The organism is Shewanella sp. MF05960 (genome assembly GCF_050849305.1).
Classification (GTDB): Bacteria; Pseudomonadota; Gammaproteobacteria; order Enterobacterales; family Shewanellaceae; genus Shewanella.
This window is the reverse complement of sequence record NZ_JBOZPS010000020.1, coordinates 60228-80251: the sequence shown is the minus strand read 5'-3', so window position 1 is coordinate 80251 and position 20024 is coordinate 60228. Positions and strand designations below refer to the sequence as shown.

At 42.2% G+C, this 20024-nt stretch carries 16 protein-coding genes and 1 rRNA gene; 10 read left to right on the top strand and 7 right to left on the bottom strand.

Translation table 11 applies throughout. The annotated features are described in order from the left end of the window. Together rrf and ACROAE_RS17455 are read left to right on the top strand one after the other, a co-directional pair. Window positions 1-87: ribosomal RNA gene (gene rrf, locus ACROAE_RS17460) — 5S ribosomal RNA — on the top strand; the annotation flags it as partial. A gap of 664 nt (window positions 88-751) precedes the next feature. Continuing rightward, window positions 752-3073 carry a putative bifunctional diguanylate cyclase/phosphodiesterase gene (locus ACROAE_RS17455; RefSeq protein ID WP_432404219.1) on the top strand — a complete coding sequence of 774 codons (2322 nt, stop codon included), beginning with the start codon at window positions 752-754 and terminating at the stop codon, window positions 3071-3073. Here ACROAE_RS17455 and ACROAE_RS17450 read toward each other — a convergent pair. Together ACROAE_RS17450 and ACROAE_RS17445 are read right to left on the bottom strand one after the other, a co-directional pair. Continuing rightward, window positions 3039-4013, bottom strand: coding sequence for an alpha/beta fold hydrolase (locus ACROAE_RS17450; protein WP_432404216.1), 975 nt, complete (start codon window positions 4011-4013; stop codon window positions 3039-3041). The two genes, ACROAE_RS17455 and ACROAE_RS17450, sit on opposite strands and share 35 nt — an antisense overlap. A 58-nt stretch (window positions 4014-4071) precedes the next feature. Next, window positions 4072-5889 (bottom strand): DUF885 domain-containing protein, encoded by a 1818-nt coding sequence (locus ACROAE_RS17445; RefSeq protein ID WP_432404212.1) that lies wholly within the window; start codon window positions 5887-5889, stop codon window positions 4072-4074. A gap of 221 nt (window positions 5890-6110) precedes the next feature. Here ACROAE_RS17445 and add point away from each other — a divergent pair, with 221 nt between their 5' ends. Then, a complete protein-coding gene (add, locus tag ACROAE_RS17440; protein ID WP_432404209.1) occupies window positions 6111-7109 on the top strand; it encodes an adenosine deaminase in 999 nt (332 codons plus the stop codon). Window positions 7110-7229: 120 nt separating this feature from the next. Here the strand turns inward: add and hemN are convergent, their stop codons facing one another. From hemN to ACROAE_RS17425, 3 genes are all read right to left on the bottom strand, one after another. Beyond that, the gene (gene hemN / locus ACROAE_RS17435) at window positions 7230-8606 is read right to left on the bottom strand and encodes an oxygen-independent coproporphyrinogen III oxidase (protein WP_432404206.1); all 1377 of its coding nucleotides are present in this window, start codon (window positions 8604-8606) and stop codon (window positions 7230-7232) included. Between the two features lie 184 nt (window positions 8607-8790). Next, complete coding sequence (locus tag ACROAE_RS17430) at window positions 8791-9540, bottom strand: NRDE family protein (RefSeq protein WP_432404202.1); 750 nt, start codon at window positions 9538-9540, stop codon at window positions 8791-8793. A gap of 59 nt (window positions 9541-9599) precedes the next feature. After that, window positions 9600-11231 (bottom strand): metal transporter, encoded by a 1632-nt coding sequence (locus ACROAE_RS17425; protein ID WP_432404199.1) that lies wholly within the window; start codon window positions 11229-11231, stop codon window positions 9600-9602. 273 nt (window positions 11232-11504) lie between these two features. Here ACROAE_RS17425 and ACROAE_RS17420 point away from each other — a divergent pair, with 273 nt between their 5' ends. The 3 genes from ACROAE_RS17420 (at window position 11505) to ACROAE_RS17410 (ending at window position 15469) form a co-directional block, all read left to right on the top strand. Further along, window positions 11505-12101 (top strand): YhgN family NAAT transporter, encoded by a 597-nt coding sequence (locus tag ACROAE_RS17420; RefSeq protein WP_432404196.1) that lies wholly within the window; start codon window positions 11505-11507, stop codon window positions 12099-12101. A 189-nt stretch (window positions 12102-12290) separates the two neighbouring features. Beyond that, window positions 12291-12596, top strand: a complete 306-nt coding sequence (locus ACROAE_RS17415) for a hypothetical protein (RefSeq protein ID WP_432404193.1) — start codon at window positions 12291-12293, stop codon at window positions 12594-12596. Next, on the top strand, window positions 12596-15469 hold the full coding sequence (locus tag ACROAE_RS17410) for an immune inhibitor A domain-containing protein (RefSeq protein WP_432404187.1): 2874 nt from the start codon (window positions 12596-12598) through the stop codon (window positions 15467-15469). The genes ACROAE_RS17415 and ACROAE_RS17410 overlap by 1 nt, the downstream gene beginning before the upstream one ends. A 105-nt stretch (window positions 15470-15574) precedes the next feature. Here ACROAE_RS17410 and ACROAE_RS17405 read toward each other — a convergent pair whose 3' ends face one another. Next, window positions 15575-16141 carry a chorismate--pyruvate lyase family protein gene (locus tag ACROAE_RS17405; RefSeq protein ID WP_432404183.1) on the bottom strand — a complete coding sequence of 189 codons (567 nt, stop codon included), beginning with the start codon at window positions 16139-16141 and terminating at the stop codon, window positions 15575-15577. Between the two features lie 126 nt (window positions 16142-16267). On the opposite strand from ACROAE_RS17405, the gene ACROAE_RS17400 reads away from it, so the two are divergent. Both ACROAE_RS17400 and rlmF read left to right on the top strand, forming a co-directional pair. After that, entirely contained in the window at window positions 16268-16666 is a 399-nt protein-coding gene (locus tag ACROAE_RS17400; protein ID WP_160055411.1) for a flagellar basal body-associated protein FliL, read from the top strand. Next, window positions 16666-17721: a 23S rRNA (adenine(1618)-N(6))-methyltransferase RlmF gene (gene rlmF / locus ACROAE_RS17395; RefSeq protein ID WP_432404178.1), complete on the top strand. Its 1056-nt coding sequence runs from the start codon at window positions 16666-16668 to the stop codon at window positions 17719-17721. The genes ACROAE_RS17400 and rlmF overlap by 1 nt, the downstream gene beginning before the upstream one ends. A gap of 8 nt (window positions 17722-17729) precedes the next feature. Here rlmF and ACROAE_RS17390 read toward each other — a convergent pair whose 3' ends face one another. After that, complete coding sequence (locus ACROAE_RS17390) at window positions 17730-18599, bottom strand: formate dehydrogenase accessory sulfurtransferase FdhD (protein WP_432404174.1); 870 nt, start codon at window positions 18597-18599, stop codon at window positions 17730-17732. 325 nt (window positions 18600-18924) lie between these two features. On the opposite strand from ACROAE_RS17390, the gene ACROAE_RS17385 reads away from it, so the two are divergent. Together ACROAE_RS17385 and ACROAE_RS17380 are read left to right on the top strand one after the other, a co-directional pair. Then, window positions 18925-19392 carry a DUF3305 domain-containing protein gene (locus ACROAE_RS17385; RefSeq protein WP_432404171.1) on the top strand — a complete coding sequence of 156 codons (468 nt, stop codon included), beginning with the start codon at window positions 18925-18927 and terminating at the stop codon, window positions 19390-19392. Further along, window positions 19389-20021: a DUF3306 domain-containing protein gene (locus ACROAE_RS17380; RefSeq protein WP_432404168.1), complete on the top strand. Its 633-nt coding sequence runs from the start codon at window positions 19389-19391 to the stop codon at window positions 20019-20021. The genes ACROAE_RS17385 and ACROAE_RS17380 overlap by 4 nt, the downstream gene beginning before the upstream one ends. The last annotated feature ends 3 nt before the right edge of the window (window positions 20022-20024 follow it).

Genomic DNA, 20024 nt, shown 5'->3' with positions numbered 1-20024 from the left:
TGATCCCATTCCGAACTCAGAAGTGAAACACAGTATCGCCGATGGTAGTGTGGGGTCTCCCCATGCGAGAGTAGGTCATTTCCAGGCGCCTAATTTACTCGAAAGAGTAGTGATAAGCCCGTTGCTAGCGCAACGGGCTTTTTTACGTCTGCAATTTATCAATAAGGTCATAGAAAGAAGCATGATAGCTGTGTGGCCGATATGCCCATGTGAGAGTAGATCATTTATTTTGTATAATTTTATCGACCGTGTCGTGATAATTTTTATATCCAACAGATGTAGTTTTATGAGTCTGTAGTTTACACGCAAACTTAAAAGGGTTTTTAAGGTGTATTTTTTGATGTTTAGCAAACAACTTGCTATTAAATAACGCAAATCCCGCTAAGGTCATTATGTTAAGATGAAATATTGTAAATACGATAACGTAAATCAGATCATGCCGTTAAACTATGGCTGTTTAATGTAAAAAGCTATTAATTAATAAACAGTTTTTATGCCATTTATGTGGTTGCGTTCTATAACTATTTCTTTACTTATTGCTAAGATTACCGCTAGCATATATTTATCTATTTTATTGGGTGGGTTTATTTTGCCTCGGCTGCCAACATTTTCTTTATCTGTGCTTGTTCCTTTATGTTTTTTTATCCTTTACCTCGGTTTGGTATGTGGGGAGTATTTCTATGAGCACGCAGAGTTAAATGATCAGCTAGCATTGAGACAGACCGAGCAGATCCAAAAAGATCTTTTCCGTATGCGCCATGTTATTGAGTCAGCTGTGATGACTCAAGATTTTGAGCGGATAGAGCAAGAAGTTGCACTTGTTTCTACTGAGCAAAATATGATGGTATATGTGATTTTGGATTCATCTAGTGAAATCCAATATGCAAATCATATCATTTGGCGCGATAGCAATGCGACAAATGTGCTTGAGGGATATTCTGCAGAGCAACATCGCTTATCAGTAACAAGCAATAAACCTTATATCAATGTCAGTTTTGATCGTCTTTCAATACAAGCGTATTACCCGCTTAATTCTAATTCTCGTTTTAGCTACTCAAATGCCGCTGAGCTTGTGTATCTTGAATATGATATCGCCAACCTATTGTCTGAGGCGTCAGAAAGTCTATTAAAAAGATTTACCGGGATATGGGGATTTGGTGCTCTTGTGCTAAACCTATTTTGTTTGCTATTGCATTACGCATTAATTAGGCCATTAACTCAACTTAGCCATGCCGCAAAAAATTTAGATAATCCAGATTTTAGTAATAATATTTTCTGCGTCACCACTGAAATTAATAATCTCCGAGATTATCTCAATTTAGTCAAAGGTCGTTTGTCTCGCAGTCGAAAGCGTCTTAATGATGCAGAACAAAGATGGCTATTTGCTGTTGAGGGCACACGCAATGGCATTTGGGACTGGGGAATTGCAACTGGTGATGTGTTTGTGTCGGACCGTTGGAAAGAGATGCTTGGCTACCAACACTATGAACTAGATAACGATTACTCTGTATGGGAATCTCGCCTACATAGAGATGACAAAGAACAAGTATTAAATACTTTGCAAAACTATATTAATAATCAACGAGATGAATATGAAAGTGTCCACCGATTACGCCATAAAGATGGCCGCTATATTTGGGTTCTTGACCGCGGCAAGATCGTTGAATGGGATGAGTCTGGTAGACCGTTAAGAATTATTGGTACCATTACGGATGTATCTGGTGATGTAAAAAGTCAGCGTATATCCGTGGATAAAATTAATCACAATGGCTTAACTGATTTAATTAATAGAGAAGTCTTGGCAGACGAACTATACGATTTACAGGTGTTTAGTCGCAGTACAGGCCAGTTTTCGGCATTGTTAATGATTAATTTAGATAATTTTAAACTGATTAACGATGCACTTGGCAAGCAGTTAGGCGATAGATTATTAATGCAGATAGCGGCTAGATTGTCTGGTAATTTCTCTAACGCAGGTTTAGTGGCTCGACTTGGTGCAGACGAATTTGTTATTTTAGCTAAAAATTTGGGCAGCGAAATTGATCAAGCTAATAAGCGTGCTTTGGCATTAGCCAGTGAAGTAAGGCAACTTATTGGTCGTGGTTTTACTATTTCAGAACAAAATTTATCTATTTCAGCAAGGATCGGCTTAGTGGTATTTGATGGTATTGAATCATTAGAACCGCAAATACTATTAGCTCGTGCAGATAGTGCGCTTGAGCAAGCGAAAGACAGCCGAACGAACGGTTGTGCTATTTATGAACCGCAGTTAGATAAAAATCAAATTCAACCTTTTAAATTGCAAAATGAGCTAAAGGACGCCATCAGTAACCATCAAATGTCGTTGGTTTTTCAACCTGTTGTAGATCAAGCTGGACGAGTTCATAGTGTCGAAGTGTTGATGCGCTGGTATCACCCTCAGTTTGGTTTTATTAGCCCGATCAAATTTATCGCTGCTGCTGAATTGACAGACTGTATTTTTGAACTCGAACTTTGGGCCTTAGATCAGGTATTAGAAATGATTAATACCTTACAGCAAGCACAATCAACCGTGCCCATCATGTCGTTAAACGTTTCCTCGAGACACTTTCATCAAGACCATTTTGTCAGTGTTTTAATGAATAGAATTAATGCGGCTCAAATATCACCGGCTTTATTACAGCTTGAATTAGCTGAAGATATATTTACCGTCAATTCTAATAACGCTAGAGGTAAAATTTCAGAACTACAAGGACATGGCATCAATATCGCTATGGATGATTTTGGTGGTGGCTCGTGTGGCGTACATCAATTACAAGGCATTAAATTTTCGCAGGTTAAATTAGCTGCAGTATATTTAGATGAAATAGAATATAACCCTGAGACATTTAATATTGTAAATGCAGTCATTGAATTTGCATCTAAACTAAATTTACCGGTAGTGGCTAAACAAATAGAAAATAAACAACAGCTTAATTTATTAACACATGCAAAATGTACTTGGTTCCAGGGGTATATTATTAGCCGTCCTCTAGATAAAGAAGACATGATCCAGTTAATTAAGACCCAGTTGTCTTTGAGTGTTGTGCCATAAAGTCCATGGTATAAGACAGCGCAATATTGCGCATTATATCTGTTTCTATAAACACTTCGTGGAAAGCTCCCTCAATAACAACCTTATGACAGCGACTACTTAGGGCAAGGTTTTGAGCTTCGTTACAGACAATGCTGTCTTTTTCTGCCTGTAAAATCAAAATAGGTGTTTGGCTATGTTTAGCATATTCAATGCATCGCTGCGCAGCTGACATGGCTTCGAGTAACCAGCGATTTGTTGGCGAACCTAACTGTGCTTTAGGCGTTGCATCAAATTGATTACGATATTGTTGATAGCGCGGTTTACTGTGCGTTAATTGATTACGCTTAAACGTCACCGCTTGGTATGCACTGCCACCTAGCACATAACGACTATGCACTTTTCCATCGATCATATGACTATTATCAAATTTATTTGCTAGCCAACGGACCGTCTTTGCCGCAAAAGGCAGTTTTATTCCGAGCATAGGCGCCGAAAAAATAGCAGCGGTAAATGTGGCAGGATGTTGCTGGATATAGTCCGTTGCGACAGTACATCCCATTGAATGGGCGAGTATAAACAACTCAGAATGCTTATTTGGGATAACGACTTCATTAATAAACTGACTGAGATCGTCTGTGTAATCGCTAAACTTATCAACATAACCTTGGTGAGGGTTATGGGTTAGCCTATCTGATAAACCCTGACCTCGGTGATCTAAGGCATACACGCTAAAGCCTTGTTGATATAAATCAAACATTAATTCTTTGTATTTTATATAAGATTCAACACGACCATTACTGATCACTATTGCTTTGTGATTATCTGGATGTTGAATGTATGCATAGGCAATACTTATTCCATCAGGGGTACTAAAGTGACTCTGAATTACGCCTAGCCAAAAATTGCGCTGAGCACTGGTGTCTAATTTGAGTTCCGACGAAAATTTCATGTAATGCATTATGTATAAACCAGCTTGTTAATATTTATTGTGTTGTTTGTCGCGTAAAATATCGCGGTTAAATTTGGCCGTTAACTTTGATTAAAGCTTGTTGCTGCACGATAAACTGATCGATCATCTGCTCTAATACAGACATTGGGATTGACCCATTTTCAAGAACCGCATCATGGAAAGCTCTAATATCAAAATCAGCGCCTAATGCTGACTCTGCTTTAGCACGTAAACGTTTAATGGTTAACTCGCCGATTTTGTACGATAAGGCTTGTCCTGGCCAAGAAATGTAACGATCAATTTCGGTCGTGACATTGTGCAGCGATAACGCGGTATTACTGGCCATAAAGTCTATTGCTTGTTGACGACTCCAGCCTTTTGAATGCATGCCCGTGTCGACAACCAATCTTGCTGCTCGCCACATTTCGTAAGTTAAACGACCAAAATTACTGTATGGATCTTGATAAAATCCGGCTTCAAGCCCGAGGTATTCCGAATATAATCCCCAACCTTCGCCAAATGCTGAAATATAGCTATAACGTCTAAAGTTAGGTAAATCAGCGAGCTCTTTATTCAGTGATATTTGTAAGTGATGACCGGGTACGGCTTCGTGTAGCGTGAGTGCTTCGAGCTCATATAAAGGGCGTTTATCTAAAGCGTAAGTATTGACCCAATAATAGCCAGGCTCGTCATCACGGTTTGAGCCTGAATAGCGACCCGTTGTGTACTTAGGTGCTATTTCAGCAGGAACCGGCTCAATACCATAAGGTGTTCTAGGCAGTTTACCGAAGTATTTAGGCAGCATTGCATCGGCTTTTTTTGCAATAAAGGCGGCTTCTTTAAGTAACTCATTTGCGGTTTTAGGATAAAACTGTGGGTCGGTGCGTAAAAAATGTAAAAATTCAGCAAAACTACCGTTGAAGTTAACCTGTTGAATAATCGCCTCCATTTCGCCGCGTATTCTGGCCACTTCCTTAAGGCCAAGCTGATGCACTTGCTCGGCACTCATGTCGACAGTGGTGTAGTAATTAACTCTATTTTGATAAAACGCTGCGCCGTCGGGTAGTGCTGAAGCGGCAATTTCAGTACGCGCATTGGGTATGTACTGCTCAATCATAAAATCATAAAACTGCTGATACAGAGGTAATACTGTGTGTGTTACCAGTGCTAGACCTTGTTGAGTTAATGCTGCTTTCTCTGCCGCACTAAAGTGATCTGGATATTGTGTAAACGGTACAAAGTAGCCACTTTTTTCGGGTTCGACAATAAAGGCGCTTATGCTGTCTTCAAAACCATTTAGTGTCACTTTGGCTGGTGTAATTCCACTGGCCACACCCTTTTTTAACCAGTCAGTCTGTTGTTCAAAATAGCGTGGCATCAATGTTAATTTAGCCATATATTGTTTGTAGTCTTCCATGCGACTGAATCGAGCTTTTGCTATAGAAGCAATATAGGCATGGAATCCGCTTTCGGCGGTAATAGGTAAATAATGATCATGAAAACGATACAAATCGACATCGTTTTGTAATTGTGCTTGCAACATATTTGCGTTAATGATGCTTTCTTTTGATAAACCTGTACGATTTAGGTTGTTAAGTGCATCGAGTAACTCGAGTGTTTGCTGATTCTTTTGTGCTAAGGCGTGTGGCGAGAGATCGGCGAGTTTACTGGCCGCTTCAACATTGCCCAAGCTGGCTGCAAGCTCTGGTGAATACGCTAAAGTCAGTGTCCAACTTTTGTCGATGATTGCTTTCAAGTCTTGTTCTGCAATCGCTTGCGAAACGGAGATGTTATCAAGAGTCTCTGTGTTAGATTGTGGCGTCGAATTAACTTGGCAGCCTGATAAACTGAATACAAAGAGTGCAGGTAAGATAAGCAAGCGCATCAAAAGTCCTTTAGATTGGCAGTATGTATGCTTTAGTTGATTAAGAGTATGCCCGATTTCAGCATAAAAAACACATCGCAAACACAGTTGTGAATATGTTGTGACTGAATTCAGAAAAAAACAATCGTCATCAGAAATAATGTAAATACATGTTAAACTGAATACTATTCTCTGACCGACAAAATCAAACCAATGGCAGGGTAAGTTTATAGGGGTTAATTATGATAGATACAACCATTCCACTGGTTGATTTGCATCGTCACTTAGACGGTAATGTTAACGTAAAAACCATTTGGGAATTAGGCCATCAACATGGTATTAAGTTACCGGCTAATTCGTTAGAAGAGCTTGCACCTTTTGTGCAAATTCAAGGTAAAGAAAACAATTTAGTCGACTTCTTAAAGAAACTAGATTGGATGGTTGCGGTATTAGCTGATTTAGATGCTGTTAAGCGTGTTGCCTACGAAAACGTCGTCGATGCCGCTGCCCAAGGATTAGATTACGCAGAGTTGCGCTTTAGCCCTTACTACATGGCGATGAATCATAATTTACCGATTGAAGGTGTGGTTGAAGCTGTCATTGATGGTATGCGTGCCGGTATTAAAGAGCACGACATTCAGATTAAACTAATTGGTATTATGTCTCGCTCTTTTGGCCAAGAAAAATGCCGTTTAGAACTTGAAGGTATTTTAGCTCATCGTGACAACATTGTTGCAATGGACTTGGCGGGAGATGAGCTTGGTTTCCCTGGAGACTTATTTACCGAACACTTTAAGCGTGTGCGTGATGCTGGATTACAGATTACTGCACATGCTGGTGAAGCTGCAGGTGCAGAAAGTATGTGGCAAGCCATTAACGTTTTAGGTGCCACTCGTATTGGCCATGGTGTTAATGCTATTCATGACCCTAAATTAATGGAATACCTTGCTAAGCACCGTATTGGTATTGAATCGTGTCCAACCAGTAACTTACATACCTCAACTGTCGCAAACTATGATGTGCATCCTCTGCGTAAATTTTTAGACGCGGGTGTGTTAATTGGTTTGAATACCGATGACCCAGGGGTGAGCGCAATTGATATCGCGCACGAATATCGTGTCGTTAAGTCTGAAATGGGCTTTAGTGATAGTCAATTAGCAACCTTACAACGCAATGGCGTTGAAATGGCCTTTTTATCTGACAGTGAGCGCAAAGCGTTATACGCCAAAAAAGCTCAATAACCTGAGTTTTAATAGCCTGAGTTGAATGCCATAAAACGTTGAATTAAACGTTATAAAATACATAAAAAAATAGCCAGCAAATGCTGGCTATTTTTATGTTCAGAACTTGTTATATTACAATTAAATCACTCGTGAAAACTGCTGTTGACGAGCTTTTTGACGATAATACACATCAAAGCACATACAGATATTACGGATCAGTAGACGACCGGTCGTGCTAATGGTGAGTTTGCGGTCTGTAATGTCGACAAGCTTATCGTTAATAAAGGTCTGTAATAATTTCAAGTCTTCAGCAAAGTAGCTTTCAAATTGAATATCAAATGTGGCATCAATTTTCGCCATATCTAAGTCAAAATGACAAATGATTTGCTTAATGACCGCACGGCGGATTTCATCATCACGGTTTAAGCTACAGCCTTTCCAAAGCGCATGACCATTAGCGTCAATTGATTCGTAGTAAGGGCGAATGTCTTTTTGGTTTTGTGCATAACAATCGCCAATTTGGCTGATTGAAGAAACACCTAAGCCTAATAGGTCACATTCTTCCTGAGTGGTATAGCCTTGGAAGTTACGGTGCAGTTTTCCGGCATTTTGTAATTTAGCTAACTCATCGGTTGGCTTTGCAAAGTGGTCCATACCAATAAATTGATAACCAGCACCCGTTAACGACTCAATGGTTTGATGCAACATATCGAGCTTTTGCTGCGGCGATGGCATATCGATATCTTTAATTTTACGCTGCGCCGCAAAACGAGACGGTAAATGTGCATAGTTAAATACAGATAAACGGTCTGGCGATAGCTCAATAATACGCGCGATAGTTTTAGCAAAGGTCTCAGGTGTTTGTAACGGCAAACCATAAATAAGGTCAACGTTAGTGGATACAAATCCTAGCGCTTTTGCTCTGGCTATTAAGTCGAAAATAAATTGCTCGTCTTGTTCGCGATTTACCGCTACTTGAACATCTTTATTAAAATCTTGCACACCAATAGACACCCTGTTAAATCCGGCTTCTTTTAGCGTGTCTAACATGCTGAGTTCTATCTCACGCGGGTCGACTTCGATTGAGTATTCACCCACTTCAGCAAAGTTAAAGTGTTCTTTAATCAACGCCGTTAACTTTAGGATTTGCTCAGGGCTTAAAAATGTAGGTGTGCCGCCACCCCAATGCATTTGAGTGACAGTGTAGTTTTTGAATAGTGGTGCGCGCTTAACAATCTCAGCGGCTAAATATTCAATATATTGGTCTGCTTTGTGGGCGTGACGAGTAATAATTTTATTACATCCACAGTAGTAGCAGAGCTTGGCACAAAAAGGAATATGCACATACAGCGACAATTTGTCTGTTTTGCTATTTTTAATCGATGTCAGTAAATCTTGCTCAGTAAAGGCGTCATCGAATTCTAAAGCGGTCGGGTAAGAAGTATAACGGGGACCGCTGTAATTGTATTTTTCGATCATCGACTGATCCCAACTAATCTGAGTGGGCTGCTTCAAGGCGTGTCCTCCGGGGGTAAATTAGCAACAGGCGAAGTATGCAATGTTCACAAACAAATTAACTTGATCTAGGTTGTAAAAATGAATGTTGCCTGTGCAAACTCAGGCACATTAGTCGTTACTGATATGGGATTTTATGAATAATGAGGTGCTCGTCACAGTCTGCTGCGCTGAATTATTGAAGTTAACCGAGGGTAAACTGCTGTGAGCCTAAATTGCGCGCTTTACCGTCATAGCGAGTTTCAGAAAACGTGATTTGACCACTACGGTGTTTCAGCATAATGCTGGTTGATCGGGTACCGTATTCGTCATGCTGAATAAAAATTGATGAGAGTCTTCTTTCCCATTCAAGGCTAACACCTGTTTTAGGTAATGCGTTATCTTCAGGTTGTGAGGTGTCGAGCATTAATGCGCGTAAGGCTTCAATATCTGGTTTGGCCGTTTGATTAATATAACGCTGTAGTGCTTGTTGTCCTTTGGCCATTTTGGGCCACACATCATCTAAGGCGCCATTACTCACAGCATGAAATCCCGATGATAGTTTGGTGGTTTGTGAGGTTTTACTGTTGAAGCAATAAAGCTCATCAAGCTGTTGGAACACAAGATTGAAGGGATTGTAGTTAATGGCGTGCTCACTAAGCCATTGAGGGGTTATATCGTTGGTGCACAAGGCGTTGACCACGAGCTCACCACGGCTGCGAACGCCATCTTGCTGGCCAAGCACTCTTATATTGGTTAAGCCCGCAAATTGCCCAAGTTCATTTACCCCAAGCCAAGTGCCGCCTGCTTGTTTGTCTTGGCCAGCATAAATCGCTGGCGTCGTGGCCCAGCGATAAGCGGGCTCGGTTGCTCTATGATGAAATTCATCGCGGTTGGCACAAACAATTAATGGGTAATCTGGGTGAGTATCAATGGCAACAAACAAAATGCACATGGGGTTTCTCGTTTAGGGACGATAACCCCATCATAACCATAAATTAATCGATTTACTGGTTATTTATGTTGATTGTCACTGTTCGCTGTATGGGCGTGGCTATGCGAATGATCGTGACTGTGATTATGGCCGCTAACGTGGCTATGACCAGTATCATCTCCATGACCTTTAGTATGATCATGGTGATGAGGTGCCGTTTTTATATTGATCATAAGGCGGCTTAAAAACTGTCGAGGTCCAAGCCTAAGTAAGCTTGCTCCAAACAGTAAGATGATAGCCACTAAGCCAATAATATTTATTGTATCAGGTAAATGTAATGTGTTTGTTGAACTTAATGTCACTTGATCTGCCACCATTAAGCCAGCCAGCAAAATCCCGCCTAACATCAAACCTTGTTTCCAATTCATCAGTTTTAACTGACCAATACTGACTACAGGTGCTGCGAGTAGGGTAAATGCGACTGCTATTTGGCTCCAACCACTGTAAGCAAGCGCCAAGGCTAAAATAACTGTGCCGAGGTTACAAAAACGCATTGGTAAAAAGACCAACAGTAAAATAAACACCTGCAGCGCAGGGTTTTCTAATGGAACCGAAGGGTGACCAATTAAATTGGCTAATACTAAACTCAGTATAATCCACGGCGCGCTTCTATCGACTAATTGGCCAAAACCAAAACGCCAAGCTGAATCAGGCAAGGCAGGATGTGGGTCGGTAATCTTGACTTGAGTCATCGTCATCAATATACCAATCGCGAGCAATCCCAGTGTTTGATATAACGCAAACCATGGCCCTAGTAATAACAGGGTAACCAATAAGGCTTCTGGCCCCGCAAGGCGTTGTAGCCAACGTAATGCTAATGAAGCGTGTGACGGACGTAAACCCAGCGCAAAACGCGATGTCGCGATAACGTAACTGGCTAATAAAATAGGTGAAATGGTTAGTAACCAACTCACAAATTGCTCAGAACCATGGTTTTGATGCGCATGCTCGTGACCACCGGTATCCATTAACAATAATAACGCCAACAAACCTAAACCCAATAAACTGCCAATACCCGCTTGATACTGATATTTACCTTGCTTGTCTTCTTGATGGTGGCCATGAGGTTGATGTAGCACCACATGCAATATAGAGCCAGTCACAAAGGCTTGCAGGTAAACCGTATTCTCTAAACTCAATTGAGTCAGTAAGTGTTCACCAGCAAAGTAGCCTACCGCGGTTAATACCATCATTGCCGCTAATACAATACTCGCCCAGCGAGTACCAACCTGAGGTTTTAATAACCACCAAATCGCCACACCAACAGGTAAGCGATGCATAATCACGCCTAGCGCAAGCAGAGTTGAGTTGCCTTCTTGTTGTGCAAGTACCATTGCACCGCCATCGGTAATTGTGTGTAGTAATAGCCCGCCGATACCAAGTGTGAGGGTAATGTTGTGAGTGATATTAGAGTAGCGATGGAATAGTTTTTCGCTTGCAGTAGGGCCCCAAACGCCGAGCAACACAAAAAACAGCGTGATAAAACCACCGTGCTCGAGCAATTCTGGCAAAATATGGATGAGCACTAGCCCGCCTAGCGAGACGAATATAAAACCGTCTAAGCCTTTTTGTAACCCACTTCCCGATGAAAAGTAACGGTAAAAAAGCGGCCCAAATAATAATGCGATACAGCTAGCGATGAGATAGAGCATGTTATCCAAGGATTCAATCGAAAAAAACAACGCAGTATAACATTTTTCAATTATGTTGTAGCGTGCGAATCGCTCAAGCTGAAAAATTTACTTAAAACAGATAATGTGAGCAATGCTCGATAACCTGTCATAGGTCATAGTGCCAGTAGACGGCAGTAGACGGCAGTGCGATTGGAAATAGATTAAACGAATATCTGAGTCATTACGTCGATTGTTGTGACGGTTTCGGTATACAATATCGCCATTGTTTTACAAATTAAAAGATAGTTGTCCATGGATATTTTTTCTGCTGCTGTGATGTTATTTCTGATTATGGATCCACTCGGTAATTTACCGATTTTTGCCTCCATATTACGCCACATTGATCCTAAAAAGCGCCGCAGAGTGTTAATCCGTGAATTAATATTTGCGTTAATTATCATGTTGTCATTCTTGTACGCCGGCGAAGCTATCTTGAATTTTCTTAATCTGCGCTCCGAGTCGGTCAGTATTGCTGGCGGGATTATTCTATTTTTAATTGCGATTAAAATGATTTTTCCATCACCTGGTGGTGTTGCCGGCTTAGCTGCGGGAGAAGAGCCGTTTATTGTTCCTATGGCCATTCCATTAATGGCTGGGCCGTCTATTTTAGCGGCATTAATATTATTAGCACACACCGACAATAGTCGCATGATTGATTGGACTATTGCACTGGTGTCAGCCTGGGCGCTAAGTGCCTTTATCTTAATGTTTTATAAAGTGTTCACTCGTATACTGGGTGAAAAAGGCCTCACCGCCGTTGAACGTTTAATGGGCATGGTTTTGGTGATGATTTCAGTGCAAATGCTGCTCGATGGCATTTCAAATTATATCAACCACACCACAGGTTAATCCCAGTCTACTGTAATCATAGTTAAAACCGACTTTATGAGTCGGTTTTTTGCTTTATTAAGCCCTCGTAATGATTTATTTACTACTTTTTAATCGAACGGTCACATTTACATTAAAGAATGTCTAACTTTAATTGTAACCCTATAGTTGCAGCTGTTAATGTCATGTAATTATTGTTTGGGGTGATTTATGAAGTCTATTTTCTTATTGTTGGGGCTTGCCATATTGAGTGTGCAGGGGTGCCAACATCAAGCAACCGCAGAACCCGCACCTGTTGCGATAGCCACAAAACCATTGATCAAAGACTGTGGCCCAAGTGGTATGCCACCAATACGCGATCGCAGTAAATTAATTGAAAACCTGCGTGCTAAAGGCTTGATAACCGAGGATATGGATCAAGTGCAAATAGACAAAACGGTTGCCGATTATATTACCAAGCGCCAAAAAGCATTTGAAAAATGCCACAAACCAATACCCAATACAGGTAAGTCGTAATGAGTAAGTTAACTAAATATCAAGGTTTTGCTATATCCACTTTATTGCTGGCATGTTGCAGTACCTCAGCATTAGCGGCCCCACAAACGGACACGCCAGCAGATGGCGCACTTATTAACGAACAACAAGTACTGTATTGGCTAATTAAACGTGGTGAGCTGGCCGTTGACGCTACCGAGCAAGAAAAACAAGCCGCCATTGATGCTTTTGTGAGCCGTGGACGTGATGCTAAATTTAAACCTGCGGCGATTGAAGTCAAAGCTGAACAAATACGCCTTAAACAAGCTGCGCAAAAAAGCACAAAAAATGCCCAGTATGTAGCAGCAAATAATAAAGTGCAGGCTGACCAAGATATTACTAAAACAGTCAAGGTGTTGGCTGTGCTGGTGGACTTTCCTGATTTACCGCACGATGCGAATCAGCTTACTGTTGGCGATACAGACATGTACTACAGCAGCTATCCGGCATCGCATTATCAACAATTACTGTTTTCTGAAACCGGTTTTGCTGGCCCCAATAGCCAGACGCTGCAATCTGCGTATCAATATTTTCAGGCCGCTTCTGGCAAAAGTTTTTATTTTACTGGCCAGGTGCAAGATTGGGTAACTGCAGATAACAACGCCGCATACTATGGCGGTAATAATGAAGATGAAGACGACAACGCGGTACCTGAGTTAGTGAAAGAAGCCGTCGTTAAAGCCATTGTGGGTATGAGTGATACTGAACTCAATAGTTATGATATTGAAGATCCATATGATTTAGATGGTGACGGTAACTACGATGAAGCCGATGGCATTATCGATCACGTGATGCTATTTCACTCAAGTATTGGTGAAGAAGCTGGTGGTGGTATTTTAGGTGACGATGCGATTTGGTCGCACAGATACTATGTTGACCAAGACACAAATGGCTACAGCATTCCGGGCCGAGGCCTAAAGGTACTGGGATATACTGTACAGCCCATCGACTCAGCAGCAGGGGTGTGTACCCACGAGTTTGGCCATGATTTAGGTTTACCTGACGAATACGACACCACTAACCTGGGCGATGGTTCACCCGTTGGCGAATGGTCGTTGATGTCTGGTGGTAGTTGGACTGGCAGTATTGCAGGTTCTCAACCCAGTGGTTTTAGCCCTTATGCGAAGTCTTATTTACAGCAAAAATACAAAGGTAAGTGGGTTAACGAGCAACATGTTTCGTTAGCCGATTTAACCAGTAGCGGTAAATCCGTACAGCTCAATCATGCCACTAATTCCGACGCAGTAAATCAATTGTCGATAGCGCTACCAGCGCAAGGCGTACCGTTTAAAGCTCCTTTCTCTGGGGAATACCAGTATTATTCAGGCCAAGGCAATATGCTCAATAATGCCCTGTCGTTTGATGTGACATTACCGTTAGATACGCCGCTTGCATTAACCTTTAAAGCCCATTGGGACATTGAAGAAGACTATGACTATGTGCAGGTGCTCGTCGACAGTGTCGCAATTGAAGGTAACTATACCAGCAACAATAATGCCGTTTATCCGACAGTAAAAAACTTCATTAGTGGTCAGTCGGGCGACATTGCCACGTCAACAGGGGCAGACAATTGGGTTGATTTACGTTTTGACCTCAGTGTTTATGCTGGCCGGAATGTACAAATCAGCGTGGTATACAAAACAGATGAAGCCGTAGGCGAATACGGTATGGCAATTGATGATATTCAGCTCACTAACCAAGGTAATGCTTTTTATGTCGATGGTGCTGAAGCGAGCGATGTTGCAACCTTAACTGGGTTTACTCGAATAGATGACAGTCTGCCAGGCCAAGCTCAACGTTATATTGTGCAATTACGAAGTCATCAGGGTATTGATGCGGGGTTGGCTTACAGCAAATACGTACCAGGCGTTTTACTGTGGTTAGAAAACTTTAACCAATACGACAACAACGTATCAGAGCATCCTGGAGAAGGATTAATTGGTGTCATTGATGCAGACCAAAATCTGATTGGCACCAGAGGTACAGAGGTTCAGGTTCGCGATGCCGCCTTTAGCTTATATGCTCAAAGTACGTATTCTGGTGACACCCATTTAGATGCCGAGTCATTATTTGATGACAGCCGCGATTACAGCGCACCGCTTAAACCGCAAGCCGGGATGATTATTCCTGAATTAGGGTTAACTATGCAGGTTACCGAGCAAGCAAGCGACAGTAGCAGTGCAACGGTTGAGTTTGCGTTAGCCGATGGTAGTATTTTGCCAGAGGTAGACCTAACGGCAGATATTACGGCTGAGGTCATAGGGGCAAAAGTCAGTTTTAGTGCCACAGTGAGTGGCGGTAGCGGTTATACCTATGCATGGTCATTTGGCGTAAGTAACGCCACCAGTACAGCAAGCTCACCAAGTTACACTTATCCAACCTCAGGCGATTATGACGTCAGCGTGCTGGTTAAAGACAGTGCTGGCAATACGGTTACCGCAACTAAAACAGTGAGGGTAGTTATTGCGCCAGTGGCAGCATTTACTTTGCTTCAAACTGATGCCAGTGTCAGTGTGACAAACAGTTCAACCGAAGGCTTTGGTGGGCTTACTTACCTATGGAACTTTGGTGATGGCAGTGCTTCAAGTACAGTACAAAACCCGAGCCATGCTTACACTCAAAGCGGCACTTACGCTGTGACTTTAGTCGCGACTGATTCATTAGGTAATGAATCAAGCATGAGCCAAAATGTTACCGTAACCGTTGCTGTGACGACAACACCCACTACGCCGACAACACCGACAACACCGACAACAACTACATCAACTGACAGTAACAGTAGCGGCGGTAGTTTAGGGTGGTTAAGCATGATGTTACTCGTTTTAGGCGGTACTTTGCGTAAGCGAGTTAACTAACCTGAACTCTGGATAATAAAAGGTTAGCTAATCATTCTTCAGCAGTAAACAAAACGCCCATCACACTGTGAATGGGCGTTTTTGTGGAGGCTCTATCAGTAACCGCTAGAGATTATTGATGCGCTCAACTGCTGCGGGTAAAAAAATCTCGCTAACGATTAACTGCGAGTCATGCAAGTTAAAGTAACGTCTTCTTCCCCACAAACTGGCATTTACTTGCTGATTTAAGCTGGTAGCGAGTGCAGCAAGGCGGCCGCAGGTTTCAAATTGTGCCACTTCAATACTGCCCGGTGAGATATCTGGGCTGGTAAATAACAGTTCACCTAATGGTCGAGTACCAAGGTGAGTAAATTGGTCTCGAGTAGTGTCCAAAATAGTTTGCGGGATTAAGGTTCTGGCGAATACCCAGGGTGTACCGTCAAGGCATAATAATACTTCGCGGATCCACACCGGCTCGCGATGGCTTGGAAACTCACCTTGTAGTGGTGTGAGTAAGTGCTCGCCCAATACTTTGACTTCAAAATGAGTGCAATGGGTTTTGAGGCGTTGAGTTAAACTGCCTGTGGCTAATAACCAGTCTTTAAGTTGGTCATTTGGTAAGGAATCGATTTTTTGTGGCGAAAACCAATGAATTGATTCACCATATGGAAAGCTAACACTGGTCACGTTCATCTAAAACTCGTTACAATATACCTCAACAGCAATAGTCTATCATGTCGTGAATAACCAAACACGCCTCAAGGTATGAGCAACATGGCCGATTTAATTAACGTTACATCTTTAGGAGTGTCTCTTATTATGAAAAAATGGCTTTCAACGTTAGTTATATTATGTTGCGCTGCATTCCACGTACACGCAGCCGATGAAGGTGTAGAAGATTATGCGTATTATGGTTTTGAGCCCGATATCGTGACTAATTACATTTCTAACCGTAAAAAATTAGGTTTTGTTAAAATCAGTGTCGAGCTGATGGTAAAAGATCCTAATGATTTGGTGAGTTTAGAGCATCACGATCCTCTTTTGCGTTCTGCCATCGTCGAAATTTTAGGTAATCAGTCAGAAGATAAAGTGAAATCATTGTCTGGTCGTGAAGAAATCCGCCGTGAGTGCTACGAGACGGTAAATCGTTTAATGGAACAAGAAGTTGGAAAGTCGATAGTGGTCAACTTGTTATTTACTAAGTATTTATACGATTAATGAAGCGTTATAATCCTGTTGGGCGAGCCAAGCAACAAGCTAAGCGCTCGCCATCCTCTCAACATAAAGCATCGAATAACGTTAATATATCCAAAAAATTGCACCCTCGAAATGCCCATCTACATGGCTATGATTTTGCAAAGTTAGTTGCGGCTATGCCATCATTAAGCGGCTTTGTGCGTGCTAATCCCTATGGTAATCCGTCTATCGACTTTGCCGATCCTGACGCGGTAAAGTGCTTAAATTCAGCTTTATTACTCAGTGACTACAAGATAAAAAACTGGGATATCCCAGCGGGGTATTTGTGCCCGCCAGTGCCCGGTCGTGTGGATTATTTACACTACATTGCCGACTTATTAGCGCCAAAAGGACCGCTTATGCATGGACCGAATATCCGCGTTTTGGATATTGGCACAGGTGCTAATGGTATCTATCCGCTGCTGGGGATTCAGACTTACGGCTGGCAGTTTATCGCATCGGACATCGATCCAGTCTCGATTGACAATGTCGCGAACATTGCGAAGCAAAACCCCAGTATTGAAGCTAATTTACAGTTAAGGCTGCAATCGACACCGCAACATATCTTTAAAGGCATTATTGCAGACAATGAACGTGTTGATGTCACCATGTGTAATCCACCCTTTCATCGCTCTTTAGCCGAAGCCTCTGCGGGCTCGTTACGCAAAGTGACTAATTTGGCTAAAAACCAACAGCAAAAGCACGGTAACACATCACATAATTTGACCGCAGCACAAGCAAACCCTAAATTGAATTTTGGTGGTCAAAAAGCGGAATTGTGGTGTGATGGAGGCGAAGCGCAATTTTTGGCCAACATGATAAACCAAAGTAAAGAATACGCCAACCAAGTGTTGTGGTTTACGTCATTGGTGTCTAAGTCTGACAACCTCAAGCCGTGTTATCAATTACTTAAACACTTAAGTGCGGCAGAGGTAAGCACGATTGAAATGACTCAGGGTAACAAAATTACGCGAATTTTGGTGTGGAGTTTTATCCCCGCAACACTTCGCCAGCAGTGGGCTTTGTTACGGGGTTAACCACATCATTATTTTGAGGGATGATCGTTTTTAAGGGCATCAAACTCGATTGTCTCGCTGCCGTGATACACTAAAAAATGGCGTCCTTTAGCACGTGCGATTAAGGTAATCCCCAGCTGCATCGCTAAATCTAATCCCATTTGGGTGACACCACTGCGTGACAACAATACTGGTATTCCCATCTTGGCGACTTTAATCACCATTTCTGAGGTAAGTCGGCCAGTTGTGTAGAAGATTTTGTCACCTCCAGTTTGTTGTTCTAGCCACATGTCTCCCGCTAAGGTATCTACTGCATTATGGCGGCCTACATCTTCAACAAACGCGAGTATTTTGTCGTGCTGGCAGAGCCCACAGCCATGCACCGCACCGGCATTTTTGTAGGTTTCGTTATATGCATTAATGTTATTGAGTAAAGCGTAAATTGTTGATTGTTTTAAGGCTGGCGTGGGTAGTGATATTTCATCTAAACCTTGCAAAAATCCGCCGTAAACAGTGCCTTGACCACAGCCCGATGTCACGGTTTTTTCCGATAGTTTTTGCTCAATATCTTCTGATATCTCTTGCGTGATGACTGCAGCAGAGCTCACTTCCCAATCAACAATCACAGACTCTAATAAGCTTAAGTCGCTAATAAACCCTTGGTTTTTAAGATAACCAATGGTCAATGACTCGGGTTTTGCGCCTAATGTCATTAAGGTTACTATTGGGCGCCAATTTAAATACACTGTTAGCGGGCGTTCACAGGCGACAAATTTATCGACCACAACACCTTGGTCATCCACCGCTTTAACCGCAATAGTTAAAGGTACTTGTGTGGCTGTTTTGACAAATTTTACGGGCTTGCGGGCTGAGGACATTGCCGAAGCAGATTGGGTCATAAGTGAGCCTCTTAAAGTGTATTTTATAGATGCGATCGCCTCATTGGGTTACCTCATCGGTTAATTAGCATAGCAATTATTATTCCCTAAACTGAAAACATCTTACCTAAGCGTGATCTAGCGCAAATCTTCAACAAATCAATACTTTTAACGCGTATTAATGTCCCAGTTGCTATTGCGGTGTGGACATAATGTCCTATTGTTAATAGGTAAATTGAGATCAAGTTCAAAGTTAATTTTACTTTTTAGTTGGCATCATTTTTGCTCTACCTAAGTATAGCAATTTAATCACACGTGGCTTATGTAGCCTGAGGTCAGCATCAATATGCAACATACCGATAAGATATGGCCAATGTATGTGTCACTTAAAAAAGTGCAAGTGCAAACAGGGCGCTGGACATCGGTTCGCTGGGAGCTTGAGCACATGGTGCCAGCAACCCAACCTAAGCCCGACAATGCCGTGCTCATTCCACTTGAACTCTATAAAGATCAACGTGGTAGCTACCGCATTAATCTCGATATGGATAACCCAACGTTGTACATAGTGTGCGATGAGCTCAGTGATGGTACATGGATACCCGCGATTATTTCTGCTGATCAACACGTCAGTGCTGGCTGCTTAGAGTCAGACACGCCAGTGTTGAACATTCCGATGCCTAGCGCGATTGCCTGTTGGATTGAAGCATTCATTACTCGCCATGGTGAAGTAGAAATTAGCGCTCATCGTCGTAAGCATGTCAATCGCCGTAAAAATGAAGGTCCAAGTGCCAACCGTTCTGGGAATATGCAATGAGCAGCCAAGACGGATTATTGAGTCGCTGGGAATTACGTCGCCAGCGAGTGGCTGCAGAAGCAGAGCAGCAAGAGCTTGATACTGCAAGTGAGTCGCTTGAGCTTACACAGCAACCTGACGCCACAGCCCAAACAGAACTGGATGATGGACTAACGGATGTTAGCCCTGAAGAAGAGCCGTTACCCGACCCAAGTACCATTGAAGTGGGCGGCAGTTTTGCCCGGTTTATGGCTAAAAATGTCGATCCAACCGCCAAGGCTGCAGCACTGCGTGCTTTATGGAAGCAACCACAATACGGCCATATCGATGGCTTATTAGAATATGCACTCGATTACACCAATCAACCCATTTTGTCTGCTGAAGTGTCAGCAGAGTTGGCCAGTAAAGTGTTTCGTTACGTGGTAGAAAAAACAGATCCTGAAGAAGATGAGTTACTTGCAGACTCTGAAACCGAGATGGGTAGTGATGTTGAAACAGTAACAACCGACATAAGCAGTGAAACAGAATTTACAGAAGTTGATGAGTCGTTAGCGATTACGCAACAATCTGAAACGTTATCGGCTAACGCCCAAGTACAGGATGATGACCTACTTGAGCCCGCCTTTGCCAGTGATGAGGCTAAAGGCTAACAG